Genomic DNA, 12,159 nt, shown 5'->3' with positions numbered 1-12,159 from the left:
CCAGTGTTCGCAAGCTGTGCGATGCGTCCAGGGGCATCAGCTCTCACCATCAAGATCGTCCAGCAGGGTTGTTTCATAGTCCTGCCCGCCATAGAACACACCAATGATGGAAACCTCTTGAGCATCGACAGCAAATGCAATTACCGTCCGCCCTTTGTAGTGAATAATGCGCAAATTCGGACGAATGTCATCACGCTGAGCACCCCGCAACGGGAAGGTTTGTAATGTTTCGCAATAGCTGATGATGGCATTGACGTAACGTTCGGCAATCTTTGGGGATGCTACTCCAGAAATGTAATGGTACAAGTCCGCCAGCTGATCTTCCGCCTCCGGCGAGAAGACGACACGAAATGTCATTTCGCCTTATCACTCATTGTCTTGTGCTCAGCAGCAATCCGAGCACGTACCTTGTCAGTGCTAAGCGCACGGGCAGGATCTGCTTTCAGCGCATCATAGGCGGGGCCGACCTGATCATGCAGCCAACGCTCCATGGCGCGTTCGCGCGCCATCAGTGCGCGCAACCCGTCGCGGAATACTTCACTTTCGGTAGCATAGGTGCCAGCAGCCACCATCCCCTTCACCAGACCTGCCATTTCCTTCGGCAGGGTGATACTGAACTGTTGTGTTGTGCGCATATCGGCCACCTCAATGAGTGTAGGATTTAATCCTATACTCATGGGGTGTTCATTTCAACCTTGCCACAGCGAGACCGCAGCCCGGCTGATTCCCCGCCCTCGCGCCCAGTCAGCACCAACGAACAGAGAGCCTGACGATCTATTTAGTCCACAAGCTCAGTGCGCTGGTGAAATTCTTTGAGTGCTTCTGGATTGGCCAGCGCTTCGACATTTTTCACCGGACGTTCGTGCACCACCTGGCGCACGGCCAATTCCACGATTTTGCCGGATTTGGTGCGCGGAATGTCTTGTACCTGCACCACCTTTGCCGGCACATGGCGCGGCGTGGTGTTGGCGCGAATTTGCTGGCGGATACGCTCGATCAATGCGGCGTCCAGGGTTTTTCCCGGGGTGAGTTTGACGAAGAGCACGACACGCACGTCATCCTTTTTCTCCGGCGGCCATTCCTGGCCGATGACGATGGATTCAAGAACCTCCGGCAACTGCTCCACCTGGCGGTAGATTTCGGCCGTGCCGATGCGCACGCCGCCGGGGTTGAGGGTGGCGTCGGAGCGGCCATAGATGATTACGCCGTCGTGCGCGGTGAGTTCAGAAAAATCGCCGTGGCACCAGATGTTGGGAAAGCGTTCGAAATAGGCGGCGCGATATTTGCTGTCGTCGGGGTCGTTCCAGAAACCGATCGGCATCACCGGGAAAGGGCGGGTGCAGACCAGCTCGCCTTTTTCGCCGCGCACCGGCTGGCCATCCTCATCGAAAACATCGACTGCCATACCCAAGCCGCGACACTGGATTTCGCCGCGATACACCGGCAAAACCGGGTTACCCAAGACAAAACAGGAAACGATGTCGGTGCCGCCAGAAATGGAAGCGAGCAAGAGGTTTTGCTTGATTTCGCGGTACACCCAGTCAAAACCTTCGGGCGACAAGGGGCTGCCGGTGGAGAAAAGTGCGCGCAGGGCGGACAAATCGTGCGTTTTGCCCGGCGTCAGGCCCATTTTGGCAGCGGCGTCGATGAATTTGGCGGAGGTACCAAAATGCGTCATGCCTTCGGCTTCGGCGTAATCGAACAAGACCTTGCCGCCATCGGCAAAGGGCGAACCGTCGTAGAGCAGCAGGCTGGCCCCGGCGGCCAGTGCGGAAACCTGCCAGTTCCACATCATCCAGCCGCAGGTGGTGAAGTAAAAGAGGCGGTCGCCGGGACGCACGTCGCTATGTAGGATGTGTTCCTTGAGGTGTTGCAGGAGGACGCCGCCATGACAATGCACAATGCATTTCGGCACCCCGGTCGTGCCCGAGGAATACATGATGAACAGCGGGTGAGCAAAAGGCAGCGGTGTAAAAACGATCTCTTCCTTGGCGCTCGGCAGCGCCGCCCAAGTGATGCTTTCTGGGCCGCTGGCGGCGGGAATTTCCCAAGCGAGATACCCCACATGCACAACGCCGACGAGGCTGGGCAGTTGTGCGATAACGTCTGCATTCTTGCTCCGGCAATCCACCTGTTTGCCGTTGTACCAATACCCATCGACACAGATGAGCACTTTGGGTGTGATCTGGCCGAAGCGATCGAGTACGCCTTGCACGCCAAAATCGGGCGAGGCAGACGACCAAATTGCCCCCAGCGCCGTGGTAGCAAGCATGGCGGCCAATGTTTCCGGCAGGTTGGGCAGATAGGCCGCCACCCGGTCACCTTGGCCCACGCCCAAACGGCGCAGATATTGCTGAAAACGCGCAACTTCGGCGTATAGCTCGGCCTGCGACCAGCGCCGCTTGACCTGGTTTTCCCCCCAAAAGACAAGGGCGTCACTCGCCCCGGAGCGGTTTTGCAGAAGGTTTTCAGCGTAATTCAGTCGCGCTTCTGGAAACCAGCGCGCGCCGGGCATTTGCTCGCCGTTTTCCAATACAGAAGCGCCCATCGTGCCGCGCAGCTTGCAAAAATCCCAGATTTTTGGCCAGAAAACTTCCGGCTGATCGACCGACCAGCGCCACAGGGCTGCGTAATCCGCGTGGCCGCTCGCCGCCATGAACTGCGCCATTTGCGTTTGGCCGGCGCTGGCGGGGTCTGGTGTCCAGAGTGGTAGAGAGGTGGTGCTAGCGGGCATGGCGCATCCTTTACAAAGTTTTTGACAAAGGTATCGCCGCAGCTTAACAGCCGCTTGCCGCTGGAATTGTCGTTACCCGGACAATCGTCGACATAGGGGGATTGCACTGCGCTCAAAAGGCATAGCGCGCCTGCAGCCAGAAGCGCTGACCTTGCGGGCGGTTTTTGGCCTCGCTTTCGATCTGCCACTTGGCAACGATGCCCATGCCAGGGGCCGGCGACCAGGCGAGATAAGGCCCGAGCGCATTGACGGCACCTCGGTTGCCGTGGTCATTGACGGTGCGCCCGCCTTGGCGGTCATCGCTTGTTTGGCGGTAAACATAGCCATTGACACCAGCTGACCAACCCGGTGCAAAGCGGTAACCGCCGCTGAATTCAAGGCTGAGTTCATTGCCGGAACGGTAATCCGTCACACGGTTACGGCTATTGACGGCAAAGCGCACACGCGCCGAAGTTTCCCACGCGCCAGGCAGCCAGGTCACCCCGTAGAGGGCGGCGGCCTGCCAAGCTTTGCGCCCGGAATTCACCGTACGCGCCGCCGAGTAACTCCCTGTCGGGGCGATGAATTCAATGCCAGCCAAACGATGCAGCGCCCCCTCGTGCCAGCCGAGAAAAGCCGGTGCCAAAGTCAAATCTCCCACCCCCCGACGCTGGCCGCCGCGCTCGATGCCGCCCGCCATAAGCTCGAGATCGACAGCCAAAAGCGGCAGCACAATGCGACTTTCGACATTCGCTCCGGCAAATTTCACCCCCCGCCAAATCTGCGACAAACGCCAAGCCATGACATCGGCGCGGCTATCGAAATCCTTGACGCGCGGGTTTTTCTTGCCGTCGTTGGCCAACAGGCGATCCGCTTGGTAATGCTGGTAATAGAGCAGAAAATGGCTGCCCTCCGGCAGCATCATCCCGGTCATATTGGTTTCCACGCCCACTGGATAAGCACTGCCGCCGCCTTCGGTGGCAAGCGCCGCCGTGCTCCACAGCGCGAGGCAAAGCACCCGGGCGCTCAAGCGCAATCGCCGGGGGAGGTCTTGCCACATAGGCCGCTCAGACCGCATGGTGATGACTCAACAGGCGCTCGCAATGGCGAGCGATATTGTCAAATGGTGTCAAATCTATGTATTTAAGCCACTTTTGCATTGGACAATCCAAAAATATCGCCAAAAACACCGTCGCACATCACCTGCGGCCTATCTCCTGCGCAAATCGCGCTAAAGCCAAGTAGGGCGGGCGAAAGCCATCGTTCAATTCTATATTCTCTGACTTAATGCCAAGCGAGTTACTCGCACTGCCGAGTGCAATCACTCTCCCGGTGGTAGGACACAAAGAGCGAGTCTGTTGGTGGAATGCAAATTGTCCGGCTTCGATCATGCCAAGCTGAAGTGAGCCTTTGCGGATTACGGCGCTGTCGCCACCAAGAAACGCTTCGGGCTGTGGGGGAGCCGGGTTCCGCTGACAGTTGAGCGGACTGGTCATGGTGGAAAGCGCAAATTTGAAAATGCTCGCCCGGCATGGATCGCCTTGCGTTCAATCTCGGCGGCGGACGCTAGCCAGCCTTTTTGCTCAAGAAACAATAGGAATGCCCTGGTACTGACCTTGCGGCAGTTGTCTGGCACGACAAAATTAGCGCGGGCGATTTTGTGATCTTCAAACAGAAAAACGCCCGTTTTCGGCGGTTGCTCGCAAGCAAAGTGATTCATTGACTCTTGAATCGCCAGTTCGCCGAGATTCGATTTTCGGGGGGAAATTGAGTTGGATAACAGGCGCTGCTGATAATGTTCATGAATCTTGGTCGGAAGCACTGGCAAGTTCTTGGCTTGAGCCCATTGCGCAAGCTTCTCGCTAGTCGGCGTCTGGTTGCGCGTCACTTCATGCAGGACCATATCCACCAGCGCCACCGACCAGCCCGGCTTGAAAAGTAGATCGAGCGAGTCAGCGTAGGCGAGCGTAATCAATGGCCCGGCATCGGGCAGCAGCACAATCTCTGCGGGTGTAGGCAGCATCCTTGCCGATCAAGAGGTCAGCGCATGGAGGCTGTCCACCATCTGCTGCGTCTGAGCTTCGGGAATGCGTGGCATGGGCAGATGAGCCTGCGCCATCAGCAAGAACAGATCCTCCTGACTGTCGATCCCCAAGGCGGAAAGAGCTTCATCGTCGCCGATACGACCCAGCGAAAAATCCAGCAGCGTTCTGAAGTTTTGATTACCGCTACGCTCGGCGGACTCAAAGGTTTCCACCAAATAGCGAAGCTCTGCATTAAACAGCGCATTGATGGAGGTGTCCGACTTGGCAGCAATGATCTTGGCGCGCTTGAGCAGGTCACGATCAACGGAACCGGTAAAATTTACAGTTGCAGCCATTTTATCCTCCGAGAGGCTAATAACACATAATTAAGTATAACACATAATCATGTGTCAAAACCCATCCGGCTGAAGTAAGCAGCCATTTTTCTGACGGGAAAGAAACTCATGGTCGCGGGCATTGTTTCCTTCCAAGTGAAACTCAAGAAGCGTGTGCTGCGTTGGACACGGCAAGAATCCGCTCAACATAACGGGCAATGAGGTCCACTTCCAGATTGACCTGGCTGCCGGGCTGCAGGCGGCCGAGGGTGGTGTTTTCCAGGGTGTGGGGGATGAGGTTGATGGTGAATGTGTCGTCGGCGACGGTGTTGGTGGTGAGGCTGGTGCCGTCGACCACGATCGAGCCTTTGCGCGCGATGTAGCGGGCAATGTCTTGCGGGGCGCGGATTTCCAGCAGACGGTTGTCGCCGATGGGGTCAAAGCGCACCACTTCGCCGATGCCATCGACGTGACCGGACACCAGGTGGCCGCCGATGACATCGTTCAAGCGCAGCGCTTTTTCCAGGTTGACCGGGCCGGGGGCGGCAAGGCCGACGGTGCAGGAGAGGGTTTCCGGCGACACATCGACCATGAAACTCTTGCCTTCCTTACCGACCACGGTGAGGCAGACGCCGTTATGGGCGATGGAGTCACCCAGAGCGACGTCGTCCAGTGTAAGTTGGCCGGCTTCGACGGTGAGGCGACAGCCGACTTCGCGCGCAGTCACCTGGGTGATGCGGCCAATGGTCGCGACGATGCCAGAGAACATGGCAGATTCCTCAAAAAAAGGAAAACTCTAACATGCGCGCCTGGCTCTTGGGCGTTCAGCTGGCTGGCTTAAAGCAATGTGGATCGTAGGCCTGAGGCGGGTTTGTCATCCTGCCTTTCAGAGCAGAGCACCGAATGAATTTTCTGTCGGCGTGCTGGCGTGCGGCGTCTCAGTCCCTGGGCAGGGAAACACCTCGCGCAACAAAAATGGCTCAGGCGGTAACGTCAATCCCGTATTTACGCGCCACGCTGTGTGCCAGTTGGCGAGTGGCGAGAACTTTCGGGTGTTTGCGGTCCTTGCGTTGGGCGCGCTCCAGGTAATCGTGCGCGCTGGCGGCCAGGCTGGCATCCCAGCCTCGGCGGTCCATCAAGAGGTAGAGGCTGTTGGCGGCTTCGATCAGGTTGCGGATGTTGGGGGCCTGCTCGGCGGCTTGCGTGTAGAGATCGGCAGCACCCGCCAAATCGCCGGCGCGGGCGGCATTTTCGCCGCGGCTGCTGAGTTCGTTGATCTGGCGGTTGATCTGTTCGAGGATGCTGGCGCCTTGCGCTTGATTGGTTTTTTCAAAAACGCGGCTGGCCTGATGGATGAGCTGGTTGTCGTCGTGATTTTCGGCCACGGTTTGACGGATGATTTGTTCGCCCGCCGCCTCGAGGCCGCTGGCGTAACAGGCTTGCGCGAGGTCGAGATTGAGCCGCTGGGAGGTGGTTTTACCGCGGCTGGCAAGATCTTCTTCCAGCGTTTTTTGCAAGGCAATGGCTTGTTCGGCACAGGCACGGGCTTTGTCGCTTGCGCCTTCGGCGGCGAGGCAAAGGCTTTCGTGGGACAGAGCGGCAAGCTCGGCTTCTTTGTCGCCGCGCAATTCACGCTTTAATTCACCGAGGAGTTTGCGCGAGGCATCGATATTGCCGCGTTCGGCCATGGTGCGCGCGAGATTGGCGAAATCGTCGACGCTGCGCAAAGAGGAGCCTTTGCTGCGCTCGAGCACCTTGCCATAGGCTTTTTCTGCGCTGAGCAAATCTTCATTGCGCGCTGCAATATCGCCCACCATGCGCTGGCGCAAGGTGTTGTGCGGGGAAACGTCGGCGGCGCGTTGCAGGACTTCCTGGGCGTTTTCCAAAAGCCCGCGCTTCTCCTGCACGGCCGCGAGAAAATCGTAGGCGGCGAGAAAATCCGGCGCATCGATCAAAACCTGCTCGGCCAGGAGCGCGGCTTCCTCCAGTGCGCCCCGGTCGCGTAGCGCAGTGGCCAGGCCCATGTTGACCCACGGGGCCATGCGCCCTTCGAGCACTTTGCGAAACAAGGCTTCGGCTTCTTCTGTGCGCCCCAGTTGCAAGAGAAGCTCGCCTTTGAAGCGGTAGGCGTCATACATGTAGGCCGGGTGCTGTGTGATGACGCGGTCGCAGGCGGCGAGTGCTTCGTCAAAATCGCTGGCCTCAATTTTTTCGTAAATGCGACGCAGCAGATGTTTTTTGTAAATCGCACGGATCAGACGCGCCTGCAGTTGATCGGCGGTAAACGGCTTGATCAGGTAATCGTCCGGGGCGAGCTCGGCCAAGGCGACGACATTGGTGTAAGTGCGCTCGCCGGTCACGATGATATACACCGTCCCCGGCCCGATGAGGGCGGCGTGACGCAATTCTTCCAATAATTGCTGGCCGTCGCGGCCGTCGTCGAGGACGAAGTCAGACAAAATGATGTCGAAACGGTTGGCCCTGACCTGGCGGATGACTTCGGCCGCATTGCCCGCACCGTGCACCTGTGTGACCCCCAGGGTGCCGAGCATCAAGCGCACCGATTCGCGCGCCGGCGCATGGCGGTCGACGATCAACACCCGTTTTTTGGTGAGCGCTTGTTGCAACACGAGGAGCATTTCCTCGTTTTCCAGCATTTCGGTTGATTTTGGGCTGTAGGTCTGCATGCCCGGAAATTACTGCAAGCCCGTCAGACCGGCAAGCACGGGCCGAAGAAAAAATGGCCGGCGGCGGCTTTCTGTGTTTTTTCAGCCACCTGACGTAAAATTGCCGGCTCTTTTGCGCCCCTCTGGTGCGCTGCAGCACTCTTATTTTCGACTGTTATCTATGCTTTATCCCACGCATTTCGATGTGATCGTTGTCGGCGGCGGCCATGCCGGTACGGAGGCCGCGCTGGCGGCAGCGCGCACCGGGGCAAAAACTTTGTTGCTGACGCACAACCTCGAAACCCTGGGAGCGCTGAGCTGCAATCCGTCGATCGGTGGCATCGGCAAGGGACATCTGGTGCGTGAAGTCGACGCCCTGGGCGGCACCATGGCGGCGGCCACCGATGTGGCAGGAATCCAGTTTCGCCTGCTCAATGCCTCCAAAGGGCCGGCGGTGCGGGCGACGCGGGCGCAGGCGGATCGCGTGCTGTACCGTCAGGCGATTCGCACGCGCCTGGAAAACCAGCCCAATCTGTACATTTTTGCTCAGGCCTGTGACGATTTGATCGTCGAAGGCGATGTGGTGCGCGGCGCGGTGACGCGTTTGGGCATCCGGTTCATGGCCAACAGCGTGGTGCTGACGGCGGGAACGTTTCTCAACGGCAAAATCCACGTCGGCCTGGAACATTACACCGGCGGGCGCATGGGGGACCCGCCCTCGCTGTCGCTGGCAGCGCGTCTGCAGGAATTGAAGTTGCCGCAAGGGCGCTTGAAAACGGGGACGCCGCCGCGTCTGGACGGCAAGAGTATCGATTTTTCGGTGATGCAGGTGCAGCACTCAGATGATCCGCTACCGGTCTTTTCTTTTCTCGGCACCGCCGCGCAGCATCCGCGCCAGTTGCCATGCTGGATTACCGAAACCAACGAAAAAACGCACGACATCATTCGCAGCGGGCTGGATCGTTCGCCGATGTACACCGGCGTTATCGAAGGGGTGGGGCCGCGTTACTGCCCATCGATCGAAGACAAGATCCACCGTTTTGCCGACAAGGACAAACACAACGTCTTTCTCGAGCCGGAAGGGCTGGACACGCACGAAATCTACCCGAACGGGGTGTCGACCAGTCTGCCCTTCGATATTCAACTGGCGGCGGTGCGCTCGATCCGTGGTCTGGAAAACTGCCATATCCTGCGCCCGGGTTACGCCATCGAATACGATTTTTACGATCCGCGCGCTTTGAAAGACAGCCTGGAAACCAAGCAGATTCACGGGCTCTTTTTTGCCGGCCAGATCAATGGCACCACGGGCTACGAAGAGGCGGCGGCGCAAGGTCTGCTGGCGGGCATCAACGCCGTGCGTTACGGGCGCGGCGAGCCGGGCTGGTGCCCGAAGCGTAATGAAGCCTATCTCGGGGTGCTGGTCGACGATTTGATCACGCGCGGGGTGAACGATCCTTACCGCATGTTCACCAGTCGCGCCGAATACCGCTTGAGTCTGCGCGAAGACAATGCGGATTTGCGCCTGACCGAGCAGGGACGCGCCTTGGGCCTGGTCGACGATGTGCGCTGGGAAGCATTTTGCCGCAAGCGCGATGCCATTGCCGCAGAAGAGGAGCGCCTGAAAAGCACCTGGATCAATCCGAAAATAACGCCGCAAGAAGATTGTGTGCGCGTTTTGGGCAAAGCCATCGAACATGAATACAGCCTGTTCGAACTGCTGCGCCGCCCGGAAGTGACTTACGCCGAATTGCTCACTTTGCCCGGGGCGGGTGAGGCATTGGGCGCGCCGGAGGTGGTTGAGCAACTGGAAATTTCAGCCAAATATCGCGGCTATATCGAGCGTCAGGCGGAAGAGGTCGCCAAGGCAGCAAGTTATGAAACCCTGGCACTGCCGCCAGCCCTGGACTACGGCGTGGTGCCTGGTTTATCCAATGAAGTGAAACAAAAGCTCCAGCAACATCAGCCGCAAACCCTGGGTCAGGCCTCGCGCATCCAGGGCGTGACGCCGGCGGCAATTTCTCTGCTGCTGGTCTATCTCAAACGTTCCAGTCTCTTGCAGGCCGCATGAGCACGGCACAAATCATGACGCGCGATGCCGATCTGGCGGCGGGCCTGGCGCAGCTGGGATTGACGCTGCCGGCCAAGGCTCAGGCGCAGTTGCTGGCTTTTGCGCAGCTGCTCTTGAAATGGAACAAAACCTACAACCTGACGGCTTTACGCGATTCGGCGCAAGTTTTGTCGCATCACCTGCTTGATTCGCTGGCCATCGTGCCGCACCTCGGCGCGGGGAAGCTGCTCGACGTTGGCGCGGGCGGCGGTTTGCCCGGCATTCCGCTGGCCATTGCTTGCCCGGAGTTGTCGATCGATCTGGTGGATACCGTGCACAAGAAAACCAGTTTTTTGCAACAAGCGGTCATCGAGCTTGGCTTAAAGAATGTGCGCGTGCATCATGCGCGGGTCGAGAGCATGACAGGGCAGTATGCGCAAATCAGTTCGCGCGCGTTTGCCGAGCTGAAAACCTTTGTTGCCCTGACGCAGCATCTGCTGGCACCGGGCGGCCGCTGGCTGGCGATGAAAGGGTGCTATCCCGCAGAAGAATTGACCGCGCTGCCCCAGGGTATCGGCATCGAGCGCACGCTCAGTTTGACGGTGCCGGGGCTGGCGGCAGAAAGACACCTCATTTTTCTGAAAGTGAGCACATGAAAATATTGGCGATCACCAATCAGAAAGGCGGCGTCGGCAAGACGACGACGGCGGTGAATCTGGCGGCGGCTTTAGGGACGCTCGCTCAACGCGTCTTGCTGATCGACATGGATCCGCAGGGCAATGCGACAACCGGCGCGGGGATTACCAAAAAAGAAGCCTTGCCGACGGTGTATCAACTGCTGATTGGGGCAGCGACACTGACGGAGGTTTGCCTGGCAACCGAGTTTGCTTTCGATATTCTGCCGGCCAACCGGGAGCTGGCCGGTGCCGAGGTGGAATTGATCGCGCTCGAGAACCGCGAATTCCGACTGCGCGAAGCCTTGCTTGCCGGTCAGGCGGCTTACGATTTCGTGCTCATCGATTGCCCCCCGGCGCTCAATATGTTGACGGTCAATGCTTTGGTTGCCGCTGATTCAGTGCTGATCCCGATGCAGTGCGAGTATTACGCGCTGGAGGGTTTGTCTGACCTGGTCGAAACCTTGCGCAAAATACGTCACAGCTTAAACGGCCGCCTGGAGATCGAGGGGCTGCTGCGCACCATGTACAACGGGCAAAGCACGCTGACGCAACAGGTCTCGAACGAGCTGGAAAATCACTTCGGCGGCAAGGTGTATCAGACCATCGTGCCGCGTAATGTGCGGCTGGCGGAAGCGCCGTCTTACGGCAAACCGGTCAATGCATTCGATAAAAACTCCAAGGGCGCGCAAGCCTACAATGCGCTTGCCCAGGAAATTCTCGCAAGGGTGAGCGCATGAGCAAAATGAAAGGTTTGGGGCGCGGCCTCGACGCGCTGTTAAGCAGCAGCAGCGCCAAAACAGAAGAGTTGCGCAAGCTGCCGGTCGAGCGTTTGAAGCCAGGCAAATACCAACCGCGCACGCAGATGGACGAAGCATCGCTCAACGAACTGGCCGCCTCCATCACGGCGCAAGGCTTGATGCAGCCGATTCTGGTGCGCGCCATTGACGCCACGCCGGGGGCGGAGCGTTACGAAATCGTCGCCGGCGAACGGCGCTGGCGGGCGGCGCAGCGCGCCGGGCTGGCGGAAGTGCCGGTGCTGGTGCGCCAGATCGCCGACGAGCAGGCGCTCGCCATGGCCTTGATCGAAAACATCCAGCGCGAAAACCTCAACCCGCTGGAAGAAGCGCAGGGTTTGCAGCGCTTGATCGATGAATTTGGCCTGAGCCACCAGGAAGCCGCTGATGCTGTCGGGCGCTCACGTCCGGCGACCTCGAACCTGTTGCGTTTGCTGCAGCTGTCAAACGGCGTGCAGGAATTGTTGATGGCCGGCAAGATCGACATGGGCCATGCCCGCGCCTTGCTTCCCTTGTCTGCGGTACAACAGGTGGCGGTGGCGCAGCGCATCGTCAAGCTGTCCTTATCGGTGCGCGAAGCCGAACGCTTGGTGCAGCAAATCGTCAATCCGCCGAAAAAATCGCCGACGCCGGCACCGGATCGCGACCTATTGCGCCTGCAGGAAGAAATTGCTGATGCCGTAGGGGCCAATGTGGCGATACGCAGCAACAAAAAAGGGGCCGGAAAAATCACCATCGAGTTTGGCAACTTGGACCAGCTGGAGGGGATTTTGGGGCGCTTGCGTTGAGATTTTCACTGTTTTTGACTGGCGAAAACGGCGCTTGCCCATTGACGGTCTTTTTTGAAGTCTTGTATCATTTAGGTCTGTGTGGCACGCCGGCTGACGATTGCATAGCACCATG

Annotated in this window: 12 protein-coding genes; 4 read left to right on the top strand and 8 right to left on the bottom strand. The window is 58.7% G+C overall.

Features of this window, described 5'->3' with window-relative positions; all coding sequences use genetic code 11:
* Positions 1–36: 36 nt before the first annotated feature.
* From ACM62Q_RS00635 to ACM62Q_RS00600, 8 genes are all read right to left on the bottom strand, one after another.
* The gene (locus ACM62Q_RS00635; RefSeq protein ID WP_415033039.1) at positions 37–357 is read right to left on the bottom strand and encodes a type II toxin-antitoxin system RelE/ParE family toxin; all 321 of its coding nucleotides are present in this window, start codon (positions 355–357) and stop codon (positions 37–39) included.
* Entirely contained in the window at positions 354–677 is a 324-nt protein-coding gene (locus tag ACM62Q_RS00630) for a ribbon-helix-helix domain-containing protein (protein WP_415033038.1), read from the bottom strand. The genes ACM62Q_RS00635 and ACM62Q_RS00630 overlap by 4 nt, the downstream gene beginning before the upstream one ends.
* Before the next feature lie 101 nt (positions 678–778).
* On the bottom strand, positions 779–2,734 hold the full coding sequence (locus tag ACM62Q_RS00625) for an acetoacetate--CoA ligase (protein ID WP_415033037.1): 1,956 nt from the start codon (positions 2,732–2,734) through the stop codon (positions 779–781).
* 112 nt (positions 2,735–2,846) lie between these two features.
* A complete protein-coding gene (locus ACM62Q_RS00620) occupies positions 2,847–3,773 on the bottom strand; it encodes a transporter (protein ID WP_415033036.1) in 927 nt (308 codons plus the stop codon).
* 432 nt (positions 3,774–4,205) lie between these two features.
* Positions 4,206–4,712, bottom strand: a complete 507-nt coding sequence (locus ACM62Q_RS00615) for a hypothetical protein (RefSeq protein ID WP_415033035.1) — start codon at positions 4,710–4,712, stop codon at positions 4,206–4,208.
* Positions 4,713–4,745: 33 nt separating this feature from the next.
* The gene (locus tag ACM62Q_RS00610; protein WP_415033034.1) at positions 4,746–5,093 is read right to left on the bottom strand and encodes a hypothetical protein; all 348 of its coding nucleotides are present in this window, start codon (positions 5,091–5,093) and stop codon (positions 4,746–4,748) included.
* 142 nt (positions 5,094–5,235) lie between these two features.
* Positions 5,236–5,841 carry a riboflavin synthase gene (locus tag ACM62Q_RS00605; RefSeq protein ID WP_415033033.1) on the bottom strand — a complete coding sequence of 202 codons (606 nt, stop codon included), beginning with the start codon at positions 5,839–5,841 and terminating at the stop codon, positions 5,236–5,238.
* Positions 5,842–6,052: 211 nt separating this feature from the next.
* The gene (locus ACM62Q_RS00600) at positions 6,053–7,759 is read right to left on the bottom strand and encodes a response regulator (RefSeq protein WP_415033032.1); all 1,707 of its coding nucleotides are present in this window, start codon (positions 7,757–7,759) and stop codon (positions 6,053–6,055) included.
* Between the two features lie 160 nt (positions 7,760–7,919).
* Here ACM62Q_RS00600 and mnmG point away from each other — a divergent pair, with 160 nt between their 5' ends.
* Genes mnmG through ACM62Q_RS00580 form a run of 4 tightly spaced genes read left to right on the top strand, consistent with a single transcriptional unit; the run spans position 7,920 to position 12,044 of the window.
* A complete protein-coding gene (gene mnmG / locus ACM62Q_RS00595; protein WP_415033031.1) occupies positions 7,920–9,806 on the top strand; it encodes a tRNA uridine-5-carboxymethylaminomethyl(34) synthesis enzyme MnmG in 1,887 nt (628 codons plus the stop codon).
* Positions 9,803–10,441 carry a 16S rRNA (guanine(527)-N(7))-methyltransferase RsmG gene (gene rsmG / locus ACM62Q_RS00590; RefSeq protein ID WP_415033030.1) on the top strand — a complete coding sequence of 213 codons (639 nt, stop codon included), beginning with the start codon at positions 9,803–9,805 and terminating at the stop codon, positions 10,439–10,441. The genes mnmG and rsmG overlap by 4 nt, the downstream gene beginning before the upstream one ends.
* Positions 10,438–11,199 (top strand): ParA family protein, encoded by a 762-nt coding sequence (locus ACM62Q_RS00585; protein ID WP_415033029.1) that lies wholly within the window; start codon positions 10,438–10,440, stop codon positions 11,197–11,199. The genes rsmG and ACM62Q_RS00585 overlap by 4 nt, the downstream gene beginning before the upstream one ends.
* Positions 11,196–12,044: a ParB/RepB/Spo0J family partition protein gene (locus tag ACM62Q_RS00580; protein ID WP_415033028.1), complete on the top strand. Its 849-nt coding sequence runs from the start codon at positions 11,196–11,198 to the stop codon at positions 12,042–12,044. The genes ACM62Q_RS00585 and ACM62Q_RS00580 overlap by 4 nt, the downstream gene beginning before the upstream one ends.
* Positions 12,045–12,159 lie beyond the last annotated feature (115 nt).

The sequence above is a fragment of the Azonexus sp. genome (genome assembly GCF_047638095.1).
In the GTDB taxonomy this organism is placed as follows: Bacteria; Pseudomonadota; Gammaproteobacteria; order Burkholderiales; family Rhodocyclaceae; genus Azonexus.
The sequence above is the reverse complement of the archived record's forward strand: the minus strand, read 5'-3'. Positions and strand labels throughout refer to the sequence as shown.